General features: G+C 45.7%; 11 protein-coding genes. 7 read left to right on the top strand and 4 right to left on the bottom strand.

Annotated elements, in window-relative coordinates; genetic code table 11:
- Window positions 1-81 precede the first annotated feature (81 nt).
- Window positions 82-6396 carry an Ig-like domain-containing protein gene (locus tag ACT89M_RS28205; protein ID WP_154889744.1) on the top strand — a complete coding sequence of 2105 codons (6315 nt, stop codon included), beginning with the start codon at window positions 82-84 and terminating at the stop codon, window positions 6394-6396.
- Window positions 6397-6505: 109 nt separating this feature from the next.
- On the opposite strand, the gene ACT89M_RS28200 is transcribed toward ACT89M_RS28205, so the two are convergent.
- Window positions 6506-7132, bottom strand: a complete 627-nt coding sequence (locus ACT89M_RS28200) for a hypothetical protein (protein ID WP_154889746.1) — start codon at window positions 7130-7132, stop codon at window positions 6506-6508.
- A 506-nt stretch (window positions 7133-7638) separates the two neighbouring features.
- Between ACT89M_RS28200 and ACT89M_RS28195 the strand changes: the two genes are divergently transcribed.
- Window positions 7639-9768: a 5'-nucleotidase C-terminal domain-containing protein gene (locus ACT89M_RS28195; protein WP_154889748.1), complete on the top strand. Its 2130-nt coding sequence runs from the start codon at window positions 7639-7641 to the stop codon at window positions 9766-9768.
- A 156-nt stretch (window positions 9769-9924) separates the two neighbouring features.
- A complete protein-coding gene (locus ACT89M_RS28190; RefSeq protein ID WP_090923530.1) occupies window positions 9925-10260 on the top strand; it encodes a hypothetical protein in 336 nt (111 codons plus the stop codon).
- Between the two features lie 93 nt (window positions 10261-10353).
- Here ACT89M_RS28190 and ACT89M_RS28185 read toward each other — a convergent pair whose 3' ends face one another.
- A complete protein-coding gene (locus tag ACT89M_RS28185) occupies window positions 10354-11076 on the bottom strand; it encodes a YheC/YheD family protein (RefSeq protein ID WP_186809683.1) in 723 nt (240 codons plus the stop codon).
- A 249-nt stretch (window positions 11077-11325) separates the two neighbouring features.
- On the opposite strand from ACT89M_RS28185, the gene ACT89M_RS28180 reads away from it, so the two are divergent.
- From ACT89M_RS28180 to ACT89M_RS28165, 4 genes are all read left to right on the top strand, one after another.
- Window positions 11326-12594 carry an L-lactate MFS transporter gene (locus ACT89M_RS28180; protein WP_090923524.1) on the top strand — a complete coding sequence of 423 codons (1269 nt, stop codon included), beginning with the start codon at window positions 11326-11328 and terminating at the stop codon, window positions 12592-12594.
- A gap of 285 nt (window positions 12595-12879) precedes the next feature.
- Window positions 12880-13974 carry a bifunctional glycosyltransferase family 2/GtrA family protein gene (locus ACT89M_RS28175; protein ID WP_186809684.1) on the top strand — a complete coding sequence of 365 codons (1095 nt, stop codon included), beginning with the start codon at window positions 12880-12882 and terminating at the stop codon, window positions 13972-13974.
- Window positions 13974-16265 (top strand): glycosyltransferase family 2 protein, encoded by a 2292-nt coding sequence (locus ACT89M_RS28170; protein WP_154889754.1) that lies wholly within the window; start codon window positions 13974-13976, stop codon window positions 16263-16265. The genes ACT89M_RS28175 and ACT89M_RS28170 overlap by 1 nt, the downstream gene beginning before the upstream one ends.
- 11 nt (window positions 16266-16276) lie before the next feature.
- Window positions 16277-18136, top strand: a complete 1860-nt coding sequence (locus ACT89M_RS28165) for a hypothetical protein (protein ID WP_308723251.1) — start codon at window positions 16277-16279, stop codon at window positions 18134-18136.
- An 84-nt stretch (window positions 18137-18220) separates the two neighbouring features.
- Here the strand turns inward: ACT89M_RS28165 and ACT89M_RS28160 are convergent, their stop codons facing one another.
- Window positions 18221-19093 carry a hypothetical protein gene (locus tag ACT89M_RS28160; RefSeq protein ID WP_253498966.1) on the bottom strand — a complete coding sequence of 291 codons (873 nt, stop codon included), beginning with the start codon at window positions 19091-19093 and terminating at the stop codon, window positions 18221-18223.
- A 161-nt stretch (window positions 19094-19254) separates the two neighbouring features.
- Window positions 19255-20727 (bottom strand): hypothetical protein, encoded by a 1473-nt coding sequence (locus ACT89M_RS28155; RefSeq protein ID WP_308723252.1) that lies wholly within the window; start codon window positions 20725-20727, stop codon window positions 19255-19257.
- Between the last annotated feature and the right edge of the window lie 23 nt (window positions 20728-20750).

The raw sequence follows: 20750 nt of genomic DNA, 5'->3' as shown, positions 1-20750 counted from the left end.
TTGCATATATGAAAGGGGATTCAGGATTATCTACAGCAAGAAACCAGTTACATTTCAATTTTATATGGAGGCAAAAAGGATATGACCAAAGGCATCAAAAAAATCATTTCTATTGTGCTAACGGTATGTTTAATCCTGGGGGGGAGTGGCCTATCTGCATTATTAGGTTCAGTAGCCTATGCAGATAATGCTCCAACCACAGCAGAGGCAAACTACAAGCAATATCGTGTGAAGTTAACGGCCGATCCGGTCACAGATACAGCACCTGCTGGCTTCGGTACAGCTGCCTCAGATGGACGGATCTGGACAGACAAAAGTGTTACGGCAGAGAATGATGGTACATTCAATATTCAGATATCTGCACTAGCACAAGAATATATGACATCCAACTCGACCAATCCAGGTGTTGGCGGTAACAGCAATGTGAACGGATCTGCGGCAGACGTGACTTTTATTTTGGATATGAGTTCCTCTATGGGTAGTCGCAGTGGTAGAGAAATTGCTGCAAAAGCAGGCGATCCAGGTATATATTATCGTGTTGAAGCGATGGCTAATGCTGCAAATGAAGCCATTCGTACAGTTATGAATGCGAATCCCAACAACCGTGTTGCGGTATATTGGTTTGGCGGGTCCGCTTCCTCCAGCCACCTTGGCACGTTTATGGAACTGGGACATTACGAATTTAGTTCGGGTCACGGAACGGAAGATTATCTGAAGTATACAGATAGCAACCAAACGGTCACTTTGAACAGTAATTTAACCAGGGATGGCAGTGGAGTTGGAGCACAGTCTGCAGTTTCTCTGGGACCAGGGACGCCAACGCAGGACGGCATTATGTACGGTGTCTCGAAGACGATGGGGAAAGTGGGAACGAAGGGAACAGGCCCGAAACGCCAGCCATATTTATTCCTTCTATCTGACGGGGCAGCAATTCATGCCAAGAAAGCATGGTTTTCTTCGCCAAAAGGCAAATCATTTGAAACCGACTTTGCCAACGCGGTAACGGATGCTACAACGATTGCTAATTACAATCAGAGTGGGACGGATGGCAGCAAGTATGTACCAGCGACAGCCGGTACTAGTTTGGCAAATACAGGTGATCCGGAAATTGCTGCGTTAACCATTCTTACCGGTGCATATATGAAGGATCTTATGGATCGTAAATATACCGAATACAATGGGGGAGAAGGCACTCAGTCCAAAGTGTATACTGTAGGGTTGGGTTCCACAACGGCGATCAATGGACCGTATAACGGTAACGAACCTGTGTATGCGTGGGCAGGACTTGATCCGAAACGAGTCAACGAGAATAAGGAAGATAGTAATTATAACTATGGTACTGCCAAGAACACATATGACAAACTGAGTGCATATGCATCTCAGGGGCCTAATGGATTTAACTATGCCAATTCATTTGTATACAGTAGTTATTACACATTTGCCCCAACGTATGACATTGTGAAATCAGCTTTCTCCGGTTTAACCAATGATGTTGAGGCTACTACAACGATACTTCCGCTTCTCAACATACCGGAAACCACGGATCTGGGGAACGGTGGGGAAACGGCAGATATCGCGAGTGCTATCGTTGTTGCAGACGATATCAGCAATGATTTTGCTGTGGATCTGTCCACGTTAAAAATCGGGGATGCTGTTGCGACAGTAGACACAAATACGAATATAAACGGTGGTACAGCGTATGCATTCGCGGGGTATGGAAGTAAGGCGGTCATTAAAACCGTCGCAGGCGTTAGCAGTCTTACATGGTATATTGACGCAGATGATATGCAATCGCATATTTACCGTTTCAAAAACCGGACAAGTCCGCAGCCTGGAGACTATAGTGCGCCAGCAGGCGGTTCTTTTAAAATCAGTTATAAAGTAAAACCGACATTTCAGGTAGCACCTGATCAGGTGGGTGACACATCCCGTTACATCAATGCGGGCAATGCGAGTGATGGAGCCAAGACGGCAGCGTACTTCCAACCACCTGCTGACAGTCCCTATTATCAGGCTTTAACAAGTAAACAGACCATTTCCAAAACGGGTGGAATCGGCGCAACGTATGTAACCGAGGAATCGCTGAATAATGGCAAGGCCATTATGAGACTTGGAAACAACGGGAAGCTTGATTTGCAGATGGGAATTATGAAGACAGGCCCGGCAACCGTTCCAATTAACGGGTCTATAGATTACAAAGTGACCATCTATAACTATACAAATACAGCTATTACAGGGCTCAGCGTCATTAGCGATGGCCAAACCCAAACAGGGATTGATGTTCCAGCCAATGACAGCAAGGTGCTTACTTTTACGAAAACTGCACCGGGCACGCCGCAGACGTTAGATAGCGATAATGCTGTCATTTCAGGAATTAACCTTGCGTCCAATACGGTATCTACGGATGTAACCAACGTGACCACAGCTGTAATCAACACGCATGTTATTGGAGCTGTAGGTGGTACATCTGTAGGGGATGCCACCTATAACATTGGTGATTCTGCAACAATTACAGCTACTCCGAATCAGGGTTATACATTCGCAGGGTGGTATGATAACCCGGGAGGAACAGGAACGCCTTCAAGTACGAATACAACATATACGTTCACGGTTCAGACGAATCAGGATTACTATGCAAAGTTCACATCGTTACCCGTAGCCCATGATGATACTTATAGCGTTGTGAGAGGAGAAACTCTCAGTGTTCCAGTGGAAGAGGGCATTTTGCTCAACGATACGGATGGCGAGGGACGTACACTTACTGCTGTAAGTATCAGTTCAATCAGTGATGAAGGCAAGGGGACACTGAATGTATATTCAAATGGATCATTCACCTTTGTGGCGGAAGCAGAAGCATCGGGTAGTGTGACGTTCACCTATAAAGCTAATAATGGTTCTGCCCTATCGAATGAAGCGACGGTAACGATTAACATTACACCACCTGCACATAAGCCAACCGCGAAAAACGACAGCTACAACGTTAGAAGCGGAGACACACTGGATGTTCCAGCGGAGAAGGGCTTGCTCTCTAACGATACCGATGATGAGAATCATCCGCTTACCGTGGACCATGTCAGTTCGCTTAGTGATACGAGCAAAGGTACACTACATGTAAATCCGGACGGATCGTTTACGTTTGTTGCGGAAGCAAATGCATCGGGTAATGTGACATTTACTTATGAGGCCTATGACGGGACAGCCTACTCAAGTTCAGCTACGGTTACCATCACCATCAAAGTGCCGATCACGACTCATGTCATTGGTAATGTTGGTGGCGTAACAGAAGGTGACGGTGTCTATGCACTTGGCGAATCGGCAACGATTACGGCAAATCCAGCTTCAGGTTATGCCTTCGCAGGATGGTATGACAACGAGGAAGGTACAGGTACACCTGTAAGTACGGATAAAGTTTATGCATTGACAGTTTCCTCAGCTGGAGACTATTATGCAAAATTCAGTAAGCTGTCTACAGCTGAGAATGACAGCTATCAGGTAGTGAAGGGCCGTACGCTGAACGTTCCTGCGGCAACCGGTATTCTATCGAATGATACCGTTGTAGGGAACGGTACGCTTACTGCCGTGAGCATCAGCTCCCTGAGTGATACAAGCAAGGGGACACTGAATGTTAAAACCGATGGTTCATTTACGTTTGTGCCTGCTGGAGAAATATCTGGCAGTGTGACGTTCACTTATCAGGCTTATGATGGAGTAGGTAATTCCAACGAAGCTACGGTTACAATCACATTTATCAACCCTAGCATTGATGGAACAATCAGAGATAAAGAGACCCAAAATCCGGTATCTGGTGCTACTGTAATTTTGCGCGACCTTGCGGGTAAAGAGAAGGGGCGTACTACGACCGATACAAATGGGAAGTACAATTTCGAAGACGTCGTCATCAATAATTATATTTTGGAAGTTGTGCGTGATGGATATAGCCCGGCGCATAGAGAAGTCTCTGTGTCTACAGCCAATGTGAATGGAAACGGACATATCACCGAAGATTTTGAACTTGTGGATTACGAGATAACATTAACAGCCAACCCCTCATCCATACTTGGTAATGGTACGGCTACATCCGAATTTAAGACGGTGATAACCGATAAAGAGGGGCGTCCTCAGGCAGGCGTTGAAGTTGTGTTTGAAGTACCGAATACAACGTACGGTCATTTTACCGGAAATACCAATACAATAACGGTTCTGACGGATGCACAAGGCGTTGCTAAGACAACCTTTACTGCAGCGGTTCTTGGGGGTGCGGGATCGGTATCCATACCGCTGACGGCAACCGTAGATGATAGCCAAAAGGGTATCCAGGTTAGTGACACGATCTATATCACGATTACTCCTGGGGTTATTACAGGTGTTGTCACAGACCAGGCAGGACATCCGTTAGCAGGTTCCACGATTAAAGTAAGTAAAGATTTTGACGGAGATGGCATTGCTGATTTTCACGCGGTTGCTATTACAGGAGTTGACGGGGCATACACCATTGCTATACCGCAGGGGAATGTGACATACGATGTATCGATTACAAAGCTGGTTGAGATCAACGGTCAGCAGAAATCGGTCACGTTTAATCAGAACGTCCCCGTAAACGGAAGTGTGGATGGCCATTCCTTTGATGGAAATAAAACCGTATCAGGTATTGTCCTGGTTGGAAAAACGCAAGGGGAATCCGCAACGCTCGATGGGACTGTGGGCGGTGGCTACAATGTATTGATCAATGATGGTAATGGCGATCATACAGGTCCAGTTGACCACAACGGTATATTTAATATCGACAGTGTGCTCAAGGGCAGCTATACGGCAAAAGTCATCTATAACATTCCGCTTCCAGGAGGTGGGACACAACCTATCGTTGTAGGGCACATGAATGCCGAAATTAATGCAGACGGACAGATTAGCATCAGTGAAGTGCTTATTGACCCGTATGGTACAATTACAGATTCCGTAACAGGTCAACCGATAACCGGTGCTGTTGTTACACTTCATTACAGTAACGGAACGGTTGTTAACTTGCCGCCAGTGAATAACTTCCCACCAGCGGATAATGCCAACCCGCAGACAAGTGATGCGACAGGGCAATATGCCTTTATGGTATTTCCGCATACGGACTATTATTTAACTGCGAAGAGAGCTGGATATAAGGATTTTGATAGCAGAGTTGTTGATCCAAGCCAACCGCTGATTCATGTGGGTACGGATATTGTGCTGTATAACTTTAGCATGACACCTATGCCAACATCTGGAGGAACAGGAACAGGAACAGGAACAGGAACAGGAGCAGGAACGAGTGCGGGTGCATCAAACTCACCGACAACTTCAACTCCACCAGCAACTGTTCCAACAACTACGACGCCTTCGGGGTCTATTGATCTCGCTACAGCGATTCTGGTTGACAAAATGAAGGGTGGCGAAGGAGATACACTTACCTTCACCGTGATCTATGCCAATAAAACCTCGATCGATGCCGATGGTGTGTACATCAAAGTTAAGATCCCTTCAGGGCTAAGTTTGGTGGATGCGAACGGCGGTGCTTTGACAGGCCAAGAACTCAAGTGGAATGTTGGTAAGCTGACGGGAGGAACGCAAGGCAAGCTGACGTTCAAACTCAAGGTTAACGATATGAACGAAGGTGAAGATTTTGGGATCATAACGGCTAGTATAGGTACGGATCACAAGCTTACACTTACGAATACACAAGATGATGCATCCTTGATCAAGGTGATGTTGTATTCTAACCGTTATGAACATAAGCATGCCCGTTACATTATGGGATATCCAGATGGTAACGTTAAACCCGGACGACTCATTACCCGTGCAGAGATTGCTGCCATCTTTGCCCGTACACTGCAATTGCAAGATGAGGTTCACCACGTTCAGCTGTTCAGTGATGTTGCTACAAGTTACTGGGGAGCCGATTATATCGAAGCAGTTGTAAACAAAGAGATATTTAAAGGTTATGCAGATAACACGTTCAAGCCAGATCAACCGATCACACGGGCAGAGCTGGCAACAGCCATTGCTCGTTATCTCGGAGTTGCAAGAGAGCTGAAGATGAACAATGTATTGAGAATCAGCTCGTTTACCGATATTGAAGGGAGCTGGGCGGAGCAGTCTATCGATGAGGTATACCGTTTTGGATTCCTAGCAGGATACAAAAATGGCTCCTTCCAACCCAACAGTCAGCTTACCAGAGAGGAAGCTGTCAAAATGATCAATGGGATGTTGTACAGAGGCCCATTAACCGGGGTTGAAGCTTCTTATCCAGACAACCGTTTGGGCAGATGGTCATTCGGAGATCTTGAGGAAGCGACAAGAACGCATACGTACAAGATCAATCCAGATGGCTCCGAAACGATGTTAAAATACATTCCGGAAGATCTGTGGTAATTCGCGAAAAATAAAAAAGCCGAAGCGGGGATAAACTCCTGCTTCGGCTTTTCATATATTCATTGCGAGTATCATTCAACATAAATATAAGGCTTCTGTCGATCCCCTATTAACGGCCGCCCGTATTGGAAGCCCAGACAGGAATCCAGCTATTCGGGTAATATTCGTTGGTCAGGGTAGTATTGTAGAGAACTAGGTTACCGTCATTTTGCATGACGAAAGTATCCCCTGTTGTGCTCGTTGGTAATGCGCTTCCATGGTGACCAGGAATCCATGCTGCAGTATTCGCAAACCAGGCATCTACCAGCTTGGTTGTATCTGTTACCAGTACGGTATCCCAGCCCGGGCCATAATAGTATTCATACTTCCCTGTGGCCGGGTTGGTTCCCCAACGATAAGCATATTGATAAATTGTTTGCCACTTCGTTCCATATTTATAGATGACAGGCTTCCCATATTGTTGTTCGAATTTAAACGAAAGTGCTCCGCTTTTACTTGTGCCACTGCTCCATAGAGAAGAGCCGTTCTGGTAGATTACGAAATTCCCGTCATCCTGCCAGATGGCTGAAAACCTGCCGTCTTGGGAGGTCAGATAGTCCCCTTTTTGCATACTCTGACCGATCAACAATTTATCTCCAAGGTAGCCTGCGGAAGCTGTTGTGGGTACAGCAAAGGCCAGGATCAGCAAACATGTGATCAAAATGCGGAATGATTTTGGGAAAAATAGCTTTTTCATTGGACACTCTCCTATATTCCTTAGAATGGTTGATGCAAATTGCGTAGTACAACAAACGCTTACGGGTATTGCCGTAATGCAACATAGCATTCGGTCAGAAGTGGTGAAAGAGCAATCAACACATCCCCCAGTGGTCATTCATGGGACAGCCATATGTACAGAGCTCTCAGGGTCACCTCCTTTAATGGCAATCAAATGCTAGAATAGATGGTTTATATCGTTGTGAGCTTAAATATGTTTGGTAGAAGTTTCAGAAAGGCATAGTGGTAGTAAAGGAGGATGATTCATTCATTTAACAGAGTTAGAAAGTGATTACAAAGAGAATATATAACATTTTATTCCACTATAGCAAGAGAAAAATATAAAATACAACATTTTCAATATAAAGAGTTCTGTATTCTTTTGTAATTTTTTTTACATAGATTTAATAGAATTGGTCACTTTTATGAATTGAACTATGGTAAAATGTTTCAGGATTTGAAATTGGAGAGGGGTTTGGTTTACTCATGTCTTGGAAAAAAGTTTTGGGGAAAAGCACCATTCGTGTGGCAGCTGCTACATTATTACTCACTCAGCTGTTCGGCGCAGCCGGTTCCGTTTCTGCCGCAGGTAAAGATGTAGAGGTACATTTGATAGGAATCAATGATTTCCACGGCCAATTGGATACAACATCTATGGTTGGTGATAAGAAGGCAGGTTCTGCTCCAATTCTAGCAACGTATCTCAAAGAAGCTAAGGCCAAATATGAGCATTCCTTGCTGTTCCATAACGGCGACTCGGTTGGTGCATCTGCTCCAGTCTCATCTATGGATCGCGATGAGCCTACCATGGAATGGATGAATATGATGGGATTTGATGTAGGTTCCCTGGGCAACCATGAATTCGACCAAGGGATTGCTGCATTGAAGGCTCAAATTTTTGGCGGACTTGATCCAAAAGAAGGTAAAGTAACTCACGCCGGTGCCAAATTTGATTATGTGAATGCAAATGTGATCGAAAACTCCACAGGTAAACCCCTGATTAAACCGTATGTGATCAAAGAAGTAGGTGGCGTCAAAATCGGATTCATCGGACTCGTGACGAAATCAACGCCAAACAAAGTATCTCCAGCGGGTACAGCAGGTGTACGTTTCCTGAGCGCTGAAGAAGAGGTTGAAGCCGTTAATAAATATGCAAAAGAATTGCAAGACCAAGGCGTTGAAACGATCATCGTTCTGGCACATGACCCAGCATCGACCAAAGAAGGGGTAACAACTGGAGAAGCGGCTGATCTGGCAAAAGCGTTGCCTGCAAACTCTCCTGTTGATGTCATCGTTGCGGGTGATAATCACGCTCTGGCCAATGGTGTCGTGAATGGCAAGCTGATCGTGCAAGCGTACTCTTATGGTACGGCGTTTGAAGACATCAAGCTGATGATTGACCCTGTTACGGGAGATGTAACTGAAAAATCGGCTACCGTGACAACCACGTTCCAAGAGGGTGTAAAAGAAGATCCTGAAACACTAGCAATTATTAAGAAGTCTTTGGATAAGCACCCTGAGCTGACCAAGCCAGTAGGTACAACAGATGGTACCGTTTTGCGTACGGATGCTTACAATAACGAAGCTCCACTGGGCAACCTGATTGCAGATGCGATGCGTCAAGCAGACTTTGGCGATAAAGCAAGTAAGGCTGACTTTGCATTCATGAATCCAGGTGGTATCCGTGCAGACCTGCCCAAAGGGGATGTGACCTTTGCAGATTTGGCTAAAATCCAGCCTTTCGGCAATACACTCGTGAAGCTGGAGCTGACAGGTGAGCAGGTGAAAACGTTGCTACAACAGCAATGGGGAACCAATGCTGACGGTACACCAAATACAAAAACGTTGCAAATTGCTGGTTTGAAATACACAGCCGACTTCAGCAAGCCGGTTACTGAGCGTGTGACGGCTCTTACGCTTGCAGATGGTACACCGATTGATCCTAAAAAATCATACACTGCTGTCGTGAACAATTTCATGGCTGCAGGTGGAGATAACTACAAAGTACTGCTAGATGCAAAATCCTCCTTGGCTGGCCCAATTGATCTGGATGTGTTCTACAAATACATCACAGATACATTCAAGGGTGGCAATATTCAAGCTAAGAAAGAAGGACGTATCACGAATCTGGCTGTCGCTACAGAGCCAACAGAAACACCAGCACCAGTAAGTAATGAACCTATTTCTCGTGCTGAATTTGTAACTGCACTCGTGGATCTGTTGAAGCTTAACGCCGTATCTACAGCACCTGCATTCAAGGATGTTGCTACGAATGCTGCATATGCCGATGCTATCGCAGAAGCTACAAAAGCAGGATTTATTCAAGGCTACGGGGGTAACTTCTATCCTGAGCGTGATATCACTCGGGAAGAGGCAGCAACCATTTTGGCGAAATTGGTGAATAGCCCGGCATCCGAAGCGAAAGCGGCAACGATCATTGCTGGCTTCGAAGATGGAAAATCGGTGGCTACTTACGCGGTGAAACCACTAGCAAAACTGATTGATAAAGGCATTTTCAGTGCAACAGACAAAAAAATGCTGGAACCTAAGCAAGGTCTTTCAATGAATGATGCCAAAGCGTTGATTCAAAAAGCAGCGGCGGCGAAAGCTTCCTGATTCATCATTGCTACAGCAGTTGCAAACCACTCGCTAACATGGCGGGTGGTTTTTTTTGTAAGGCAAATACACTTTTTCAGCCTTGTCCACGTCTATCCCTCACCAAAATCGCTCTATTGCATCTAATAAACTATCAACAATAAGGAGGTTTTGAGAATGGGAAATCGTAGACCAACAGGTGGGTATGATCCAGTTCAGATTTATAACTCTACTTCGTTTAATGCGTATGGAACGGTCGAGTATGCGTCTATTTTCTGTAGCAATGACCGTTACAGTGTTCAACGTGAAGGGACTTGGCAGTCATCGGGGCGTGGAGTTTGTCTGGTGACTCGAATTACTGCAACTGTGATCACACCGAGTGGAAATATTGAAGCAGAACCTTACACGTCATCAGGAACATCCTACAGCCAGTTCGCGATTATCCAGGTGGGCCCAAACCAGTTCCGGGTCACGCGTGTAGTAAGTTCGGCTAGACGCCGTCGGAAATGTTAACAATATCGGCAATCGGTTGAACAAAGAAACGGATGTTAAGAAGCGACTCTCCAGGTCAACGGGGAGTCGCTTCTTGCGTCGTAACGATTGGAATTAATGTTTCTGATACCACAAGATTCGGCGATACATCGAAGAGTCCTTCAAGTGCCGGAACGGACGAAGGTCAGGGCGGTAATTGCCTTCAATAATCCAGATCCCGCCTTTCTTATCGATTCCAATATCAAAACCGATCTGTCTCAGATCAGGGTAGTGTACCTCCAGGCTCTTGGCGGCCAGCAGAGCAGTGCGCTCTACTTGAAGGAGCAGTTTCCGTCCACCTACACGTGCTAGTTGCAACGCTTTGAGCACAGGAATGGTACGGTTGGTCACATTAGTCACCAGATACCCGCGTGATGCGATCTTGGCGTAGGAACCGGTTACCTTCCAGGCAGATGAAGTTGCTTTTTGACGTTGAACCATGATACGAAGGTCGAACGGTCTTTGCCGAATACGAGCTAAATACAGACGCTGCTGGATGATATACTCACGATCCTTGCCAATTTGATCAAACCAATCCTGTAAATCACTTTTGTTTTGCATGGTAATGATATTATTCTCATTTTGGATTTGATAGGTACCTGTTTTCAGCCGCCGGATGAACACAATATCTCTCCCATAACGTCCGTCGCAGGGTTTCAGTACGACACTTGAATGTTGTAGAAGCATATGGTCTAAGGTTTCTTTCTCAAGCAACTGTGTTTCTGGCAATCGTCTGGCGAGCAAAGGGACATTGCGAAAGGCCCGATACTGTAGCCATTTGTCCCGTTGAAATAACATTGACATCACAGCCTTTAATCAGGGTCAAATCAGGGTCTACGACTCTCATCTTATTTTAGTTCAAACCTGTGTCTGGCATAAGCTGCCATTCGTCTAAATATGAGAATCTTTCCCCTGTCAGGTAACTACAAAAAAATCCTTGATAAAGCTATACATGTTGTCATAGATGGATATAAAAAGCTGTGCTACACTTTATCGCATAAGTTAGTGAATTATTTCACAATACAATCATGAGGGGAAAAGATCTCAGTGGAACTGACAAAAAAGAGATGGATTATTCTGATTGCAAGCTGTTTTATCAACCTATGTATTGGCTCCATTTATGCATGGAGTGTATTTGCTGCCCCAATGGCAGCTTATCTAAGTGGTCTCACAGGACGTACATTGACGCCAGGGGATTTGGCTATTGCGTTTACCATCTGCAATTCAGTCGGACCCATTACGATGATATCGGGTGGATGGATTAATGACAGATTCGGACCCAAGAAGGTCATTCTGGTTGGAGGGATTTTATTCGGGGGTGGTATGATTCTATCGAGCTTTGCCACATCTGTAGGTTTTCTGGTATTTGCTTATGGAATTGTGCTTGGTTTGGGAACAGGAATGGTTTACGGGTGTACGATCAGCAACTCCATCAAATTCTTCCCCGACAAACGCGGATTGGTTGGGGGCGTAACGACGGCTGCTTATGGGTTAAGTTCTGTGATTATTCCTCCGGTCGCCAATGTGTTGATCAGCAACTCGGGGGTAACCTCTGCATTCTTGATCATAGGGATTGCCTTTCTCCTTATTATTTGCGTAGCGTCGTTCTTTATTGAGAAATGCCCGGCTAATTTTGCTCCGTCAGGATGGACACCAAGTGCTGTCCAACTTGCCCGTTCTCCGCGAGAAGAGAAGAATTGGAAAGGCATGCTTGCAAGCCCGATCTTCTACGTGATGATCTTGCTGTTGATCAGTGGAGCTTTTGCCGGACTGATGTGCACCTCTCAAGCTTCACCTATCGCTCAGAAAATGGTTGGTTTATCGGCTGCTGCGGCAACAACAGTTGTATCGATCTTGGCGCTGTTTAACACAGGTGGCCGGATTCTGGCCGGATATATCTCAGACAAGATTGGCCGAATCAATACACTTGCCATTACGTCTCTCTTATCTGTGGCCGGCCTGATCATGCTTTATTTTTCAGGAGAGAACAGTGTAGGTACATTTTATATGGGGATTTCCATGATTGGTTTAAGCTTTGGTTCTTTAATGGGGGTATTTCCCGGCTTCACGGCAGATCAGTTTGGGGCCAAAAACAACAGTGTCAATTACGGAATTATGTTTATCGGATTCGCACTGGCCGGCTATTTCGGACCCTCAATCATGAGAAATGTGTATAGTGCAGATGGCAGTTATCAGAGAGCCTTTGTTATTGCGGCCGTCTGTGGCCTGACCGGATTTATTCTGACCTTCGTATATAAGTGGGCTGTCAGATATCAGAATAAAAATGTGAATAACAACCACAAAGTGACAGTCTGAGCAAAAGTATATCAATAGCATGTGAGTAACCCGAACCTTCCGTTTAATAGACGGGGGTTCTTTATTATTTATAAGGTAGCTGAATGATTAATATATCAGAGTGATATAGTCTGTTACGACTATCACATGTACATGAAAATGTAAAACTTTTTTACCATTAGATTACAAAAGTTCTCGTTTACGCCCCACCTTTTCGATGGTATACTCTCCTATATTCAAGGAAGATATTAACGCTAATATACAACAGATTTTCATGAAAATATGTCGAATTGGGGCTCATTTCGGATGATTATAGCAGAAGAAAAGGACGAAACGATCATCCTCATTCCTTCTCTGGAACCAGATGATAGACTTTTATCCTATGTACGTCAGTTGCGAGACTACGGTTTTACGAATTTGGTCATTGTAGATGATGGTTCTGGCGAGAAATATCAGCACATTTTCGAAGAATTAGAAGATAATGGATGCGCTTTGCTGCGACACGCACAGAACCAAGGAAAAGGTGAGGCGCTGAAGACCGGATTTCGTTACATAGCACAGCATTATGGGCAGGCTCATTACGTAGTTACTGCGGATTCAGATGGGCAGCACGCTGCAGAGGATGTGTATCGGATTGCTCAGGAAGCCAAACGTCGTCCGAATGACTTACTACTCGGCGTGCGGGATTTCAGTGAGGGCGATATTCCGCCTAAATCTTTATTTGGTAATCGGATGACATCATTTATTTTTGCGCTGTTATATGGAAAAAAACTGTCGGATACCCAGACGGGACTTCGTGCCTTCGGTACCGAGTTATTGTCATTTATGCTGGATGTACGCGGCAAGCGATTTGAATATGAACTGCAGATGCTGATCTCCTGTATTCAGTCAGGTATTGGCATTCATACGGTACCCATTCAAGTGATCTATGAAAATGGCAATGCGGGTACCCATTTCAAAGCGATTCAGGATAGTGCCCGGGTGATGGGGGTGCTGTTCTCGAATTTCTTTCGTTTTATATCATCGTCGGTTGCCAGTTCTGTCGTTGATTTGGGCATTGCCTGGTTTTTGATCGATTTCCTGCGCCCCATGATGGGGGATCAGCATTATTTAAGAATTTTGCTCGCGACCGTGATCGCCCGAGTCATTTCAATTGTCGTGAATTATGTTTTGAATCGATATTTTGTGTTTCGGAAGGAAGACAGCAGAGGCAGTTTGTGGCGTTACTTAACGCTATGTGGCTTGGTTATATTGTTGTCGAGTACAGGCGTGTATTTATTCCATACCCTATTCCTCGTGGATGAGAAGGCAGCGAAATTCGTCTGTGATGCCATCCTGTTCCTGCTAAGTTTCCAATTGCAGCGGAGGTGGGTATTTGCAGCAAGGAGGAAGCAGCAGTAGTGCAAAACGAGAAAAGGCAAAACGTTTTTTTCATCATCACGATGATCCTCATGACCATCTATCTGATCTGGCGTATGTTCTTTACGCTGCCATGGGGAGAAGGGGTGCTGAATGTCATCTTTGGCATGTTGCTCATTATGGCGGAGATGGTTACTGTAGGGACGACCTTTGAGTTATTTTTTCAAAAGATGCAAAAGAAACGGGCGCAGCTCGATTTTCCGGTGATCCCGGATGAATATTACCCGCACGTCGATGTATTTATCGCCACACATAACGAACCCGTTGACCTTTTGTATAAAACGGTGAATGCCTGTACGTTTATGGATTACCCGGACAAATCGAAGGTACATATCTACCTGTGCGATGATGGTGCCAGACCTGCGGTAGAAGAGTTGGCGAAGCAGTTCGGCATTGGTTATCTGGGATTCCCCGGCAACAAGGATGCCAAATCCGGCAATCTGAACAATGCCCTGAGCAAGACATCGTCTCCACTCATTGCAACCTTTGATGCTGATATGATTCCGCAGCATACGTTTCTGATGAAAACCGTACCCTACTTCATGCTCTCCACGTTTATCGAAGAAAACGGAGAATGGCGCCTTCGCCGTGAAGAGGAGATCGATCCAACCTTTAAGCTGGGGCTGGTGCAGACCCCGCAAAGCTTTTACAACCCGGATCTATTCCAGTTCAATCTGTATGCGGAGCAGGGTATTCCGAACGAGCAGGACTTTTTCTCGCGCGAGGTTAACATTCTGCGCAATGCGTCCAATGCCGTAGCCTATACGGGCAGTAATACAGTGATTGCCCGGCAAGGGATGGTAGATATCGGTGGGTTTCCGCTGAACACCATCACGGAGGATTTTGAGACAAGTATCCGTTTGCAGCAAGAGGGGTATATCACGTATGCCACGCAAGAGGTTCAAGCTGCAGGACAGACGACGACCACGATTCCGAGCATGATCAAACAGCGGATACGATGGGCGAGGGGCATCATTCAGAGCTTGCAAAATACGCGTGCACCGATCTCCAGAAAGTTGCCTTTCTGGACGAGAGTGACCTATGTGAGCAGTTTTTTATACTGGTGGTCTTTTTTCAATCGACTGATCTTTATCTTGTCTCCCATTCTGTTCGCTTTATTTGATTTCCAGATCGTAAATACGACCTTCTGGCAGATTCTGATCTTCTGGTTGCCATCGTATTTCTTCTACAGTCTATCAATGCGTTATCTGTCCAGTAATATACGGAATCAGCGCTGGAGTCAGGTCATCGATACCATCTTCATGCCGTATCTGATCTGGCCGGTTATCCTGGAGACGGTGGGCATCCGTGAGCGTAAGTTCAAGGTGACGAATAAAAATCGTTCAACCGGACGCGAGTGGATTGCCTCGATGAAATATGCACTGCCGCATATTTTTCTGGTCATCCTGTCCATCGCTGCGATTATCCGGTATGTGAATGGCAAGTACGGCATTGCTTTATTTTTCAGCAGTATTATCATCTTCTGGCTCGTTCACAATATGATTGCCTTGTTCTATGCGCTCTTCTTCATGATCGGGCGGCGAGCATACCGGGAGAATGAACGGATACGGGCGCAAGAAGATGTGATCATCCGTTATCCGGACAGCACGCTACGTTACGAGGCCAAGACAGTGGATCTTTCGGAAAATGGCATTGCATTTTATGTGCCGTACCCGATTTATCTACCAGAGCAGAAGACCATCTCTCTGGTCGTCAAATCGAGTCGATATGAGGCCAATCTTGATGCGGTTATCGTATATGTCAAAGCAGATGGCGAAGGATGGCGTTATTCCGCAACGGTGAAACCGCTCAGTGAGGCGGATAACCGGCAGTACATGCAGCTCATCTATGACCGGAAGCATTCGCTACCGGAGCAAATGAACCTATGGGACACTGCATATGACGACATGTTGCGTAATGTGAAAAAACGGATTGTGCAGCCCAAATCGGATCAGCGGAAGATGCCAAGGCTTTCTCTTCATCTTCCCGTAACGTTTACGAATCATGCGAGCTGTACACTGCTCAGCTTTAATTATCGTTTCTTCTCTGCCACGAATCTGCAAGGCAAGATAGCAGAAGGGTCAGAGGTTACCTTTTACACTGAAAGCAATATTGAATTGGTCTTAAAACATACGGGAAAAACAACGGCAAACAAACGTGAAGTGCTTCTCTCCGTAGAGAATATCGATGAGATCTTGGGGCGTGGTTTGATTGATCAGTTACTGAGTGATTTGATTCGTCCACAAGCTGAGCGGTTCACCAAAGAGGGTTAGGAGAGATAGACATGCTGCTTTTGCTTCAACTTGTGATGGGCATTTTACTCATAATATCGATGATCGGTTATATGCAGTTTGTCCGTAAGGTGATGTCCATCCGGTGGGAGTTCATTCCGATATTTGTGTTCTCGGCTATCGCCTGTATCGTCTATTTTGCCGGACTAGCAGGGCAGCTCTTCACGGGCAGCATTGTTGTGCTGGTCACAGGCTTATTGTTGTTTAGAGGCAGAGTGATACAAGCTTTGTACCAGAGTAAACGGGGCTCATGGTCATTATCATTTTCATTATTTCAATTGAGTTTTCTGAGCGGGGTTTTCATATTTTTGCTCATTTTGTTCCACACGGAGCTGACTCACTACGATAATTTCTCACATTGGGCGATTGTGGTGAAGGAGATGCTCAGTACCAATGCGTTTCCAACACCGAATTCGGACCTGATTGAGTTTAAAAATTACCCGCTCGGCACGTCGTCGTTTATCTACTACATCTGCCGATTTATGGGACATGCCCAGCCGATTATGTTACTGGCGCAGGGGTTGCTGATCTTTTCCTGTTTCTACGCCATGTTTGGCATCGTGTCAGAGAAAAAACGTTTCCTGTTATATGCTTTTCTCGGGTTAGGTTTATCGACCTTATCCTTCTTCAACCTGACGATTCGCATCACCAACCTGCTAGTAGACTTCCTGCTTCCAATCTTTGCACTTGCGATTGTGGCGGTGATATACCAGTATCGTCATGATCTTAAGCGAGCTTGCATCATTATTCTGCCTCTGGCGGGTCTGCTGACGGTGATCAAAAGTACAGGAATCATCTTTGCTGCCGTGGGCCTGATCTTTCTCGTATATGTCTGGCTTACGAATAAGCAACGTGCGAATTGGAAGATTGGACTCGCTGTGCTCGGTACGATTGCAGGGGCATTATTGCCGTATTTCAGTTGGAGCTTGCGTATGGCAACGGTATTCCACGGTGTGAATAACAAGTTCGAGGGAGCAGCTGCGGCTCTAAAGCCGGGTAAAACAGCTGAGCAAAAGTGGGACATACTGGTGCTCTTCTTGAAATCTAGCGTGGATATTACATCCAGACCTGTGCTGGGCATTGTTATTTTTGAAGTTGTTGCGATCGCGGCTTCAATTGTAGCCTATGTGGTGCTCAAGAAGAAGTGGAACCTGTGGAAAGTGCTGATTGCACTGAATGTGGTCGTGGTACTGTACTATGCCGGAATTCTGGCACTGTATCTGTTCTCCATGCCTGTGGATGAGGCTGTTCGACTGGCTGGGTTCGAGCGTTATGCATCAAGTATCGTGGTGTTGTTCGCTGGTGGACTGGTGCTTTGTGCAGCCGTTGATATTGAGCGTACGTTCCATTACCGCATTGGTGAGGTTCCTGATTATCAATCATTCAAGACGGTACAGACGAAGAGGCATTATCAACAGGGAATCATCGCGTGTATGGCACTCGCGGCAACAACTCTCTTGTCCGAATATAACGGGATGATCTCGATCAACAAAACGTACGACAAAACCCTTCCCTACGAAGTTCATGCGGTGACAGGGGATCGGTGGTATACGGGCGGCAAAGAGGATCGAAGCAAGTATCTGTTTTACGGCTCTGACCGAGATCAACAGGTGACCAGTTATTACATGCAATACGTGGGTAGATACTTCTTATATGCTCCCAATGTGGACGGTATCGTGCTGTTCTACGAGGATAATATGGACAATCTGCTAAGTAACTACGACTACCTTGTGGTGATTGAGACAGATCTTAACGCGAAAATGTTACTGAAAAAACACTACGGCATTGATATGCAAAAAGGGATCTATAAGATTACTCGATCCGGCGATAAAATTATGCTGACGTTGCAGTAGCAACAAGAACGAATTAAACAAAAGCTCCACTCCCATGAAACCGGGGAGTGGAGCTTTTTAATATGCAGTGAGCGGAACGACTAGTTAGGTAGCCTTACCCTCGGGTTGAAGCTTTCGCATAAAAGCTTCGATATTATCGATTAGCAGCTTGTTGTTTGGCGAATCGGTCCGGGTAATGATCTCTTTCACCGCATGGACAAATGAGCTTAGGTTGGTTGTGTCAGCCTTTTCAAATCGGTTCGGGATGGGCATGTTATCAGCAGAACGGGCCGCATCCTCACGGTATTCTTTGATCCATGCCTGATTCGTGGAGGCCTGTTTCGCAAAGTTCTGTAGAATGCTGCTCCAGTCTTTGTTGTTTACGATGGCGTCCTGCAACTTATCATAGGTCTGGGGCTGGAATTTACGCATCATATAATTAAGATCCACGTAATCCTCTGGTGCACCAACCGGCCGTTGTGGTGGTGTATCATACTGAACTTGCTTCGTTTCAGGGTTGATCGTTCTGGTTGTGGAGATTGCTCCAATCTGACGAAACGTATTCATGAACTCGGTGGCCTGATCGCCTTTTATGTAGTTGTCCGCTATGTATTGTGCTTGAGTTAGACCCAGTTCGAGTAAAGCGGATCGATGGCCCTCATCTGATACATCCGTAATCAGGTTAGATTGAATAATGCCATAGACCGTTTCTTTAACCTCAGAAGATTGGCCCTTGAGCAGGCGTTCCAGTGACTCGTTGATCTGAACGGTGCCGAAGTAAACGGCTGAATGGTTCACGACATCCGAGGAGGCAAGTTGTCTGGAAGCGTTACTGATCTCCACGGTATCTATGTCATGAGACAAATCGAACTTCCCCGTAATCATCGTTGGTTGATTTGATGGATTCGCTTGTCCTGTGCGTTGTTGTGAATGAGTGTAGGCATTGAGGTCAAACGGCGTTGTGCTTGAAACCTTCATTCGTAAACACCCCTATTCGTCAAAAAAATAAATGCTCTAGTTTCCATCTCAGAAATGTCTCTTTATGTTATCGGAATAATATTCCATATTTTTAATATAAATGGACAAAAAAAGAGCAACGAACGGTTATCTTTCACCACTCGTTGCTCTCCTTGATTCAATCAACCGCCATAAATACTGTAGGCGAAGTGATACACAATATCGGTCGTATTCACACTTGGGCGACTTGTCACTCTAGCCACCACAGCACAAAGATCATAATAATGGGTGAAGCTTATGGCTCCTGGCAAGTACTGACTGAGGCTACCGGCGGAAGGAGGCAGGGACAACGTTGCTGTGAACTGCCCACTGCTGTTGGTCATAACTTTGGCAATGCGATAACGATTGTTGCTGCTTTCAGACCAGGCATCATTCGCCCAGATGACCTCGACTTCCGTATTAGCAACGGCATAGTTATCGGAAGTAGCCGCAACCCCTGTCACCGTGAAGCTTGATCCTGTGATTCGGTAGTAGCGTCCATAGGCGTAAGAAGGATAATCGTTGGGGCCGCCGTTTGAGTTGTAACCCGTAATGACAATTTTGTCTGCACGTAATACAGGCTGCAAATGCAGTGAATAATTGGTGTCCGAATAAGTGTTGGTGGTATACACCTTCAAATAATAAGTGCCTGTACCTAACGATACGTTACCGTTCGTGGTCGGCATCAAGGCCATTCGATTGTTACTTAAAGCCCCGTACAATTCAGCTTTGTAACCATTCGCCGTTGAAGCCTGGTCCAGCGTGATACGCATCGCATCATAGTTTCTGCTCTCAGGAACGGTGATTTTGTACCAATCCTGATCGATCTCCGAATTCAATGAACGGGTTGCGAGTGTAGAGCCGCCAACAGCAACGGTAAGCGGATAGGCACGTAGCGCGTTCTCGTCCGTCTCGAAGGCATCATATGTCGAGCTTGTGGAGACCGTCAGGGTAAACGGCTCATTAATGCTGGCACCAACCTTGCCGTAGGCTTCAATTAAGTAGGCTTTGGCGCCGGAAGTGATATTTTTCGTGCCTACATTTTCAGATAAGGTTCTGGACCCGTTCCCGTAATTGTTCAAATATGTCCCGTAGATGGAGTAATCAATAGGATTCGGATTCACTTCCCCGGTGGACATATCGAATTCATAGAGATATAGATCGTAATCAAGCTGCGCAGATGCGGGGGTATCCATCTGTACTTGCAGAATGTGCCCCGGCTGTACATAGATCGGGTATAAATAGCTGGAGGTGCCTTGCTCCTGGATGTAGCCAGTGTATGTAGTGGTCTCAGCTGAGGCTGTTGTGTTATCTGTATCCTCCGATTGCGGAGTAGCCAGTAGACTTTGTTGCTTATGTGTTTTGGAAGTGGAAGAAGTTTCATTCAGGTTAACCGTTTCCTTGAGCTGGTGTTCCTTCAATGGAGTAGAATCCAACTCGGTGGGAGCCTCGGTCAGCTCAGTGATGATCTCAGTGTCGGGCTGTATGAACTGTTCCGTAATGCGTGCATCCGGCAGTTCCTTTCCCTCAATATCATTGTTAGCAGAAGCGCTGAAACTAAAGGCAAGGGTAAGAACTAAATTCATGACGATAAGCATGGAGAGTGTCTTTTTCAAAGTGTAAACTCCTCTCTTCTTAT

It is taken from the genome of Paenibacillus sp. NN59, assembly GCF_057597225.1.
This window is presented reverse-complemented; position numbering and strand designations above follow the sequence as displayed.

What these genes read in the sequence shown, in the direction of transcription:
- ACT89M_RS28205 (WP_154889744.1), top strand. Translation starts at nt 82, where the DNA reads ATGACCAAAGGCATCAAAAAAATCATTTCTATTGTGCTAACGGTATGT.
- ACT89M_RS28200 (WP_154889746.1), bottom strand. Translation starts at nt 7,132, where the DNA reads ATGAAAAAGCTATTTTTCCCAAAATCATTCCGCATTTTGATCACATGT.
- ACT89M_RS28195 (WP_154889748.1), top strand. Translation starts at nt 7,639, where the DNA reads ATGTCTTGGAAAAAAGTTTTGGGGAAAAGCACCATTCGTGTGGCAGCT.
- ACT89M_RS28190 (WP_090923530.1), top strand. Translation starts at nt 9,925, where the DNA reads ATGGGAAATCGTAGACCAACAGGTGGGTATGATCCAGTTCAGATTTAT.
- ACT89M_RS28185 (WP_186809683.1), bottom strand. Translation starts at nt 11,076, where the DNA reads ATGTTATTTCAACGGGACAAATGGCTACAGTATCGGGCCTTTCGCAAT.
- ACT89M_RS28175 (WP_186809684.1), top strand. Translation starts at nt 12,880, where the DNA reads ATGATTATAGCAGAAGAAAAGGACGAAACGATCATCCTCATTCCTTCT.
- ACT89M_RS28165 (WP_308723251.1), top strand. Translation starts at nt 16,277, where the DNA reads ATGCTGCTTTTGCTTCAACTTGTGATGGGCATTTTACTCATAATATCG.
- ACT89M_RS28160 (WP_253498966.1), bottom strand. Translation starts at nt 19,093, where the DNA reads ATGAAGGTTTCAAGCACAACGCCGTTTGACCTCAATGCCTACACTCAT.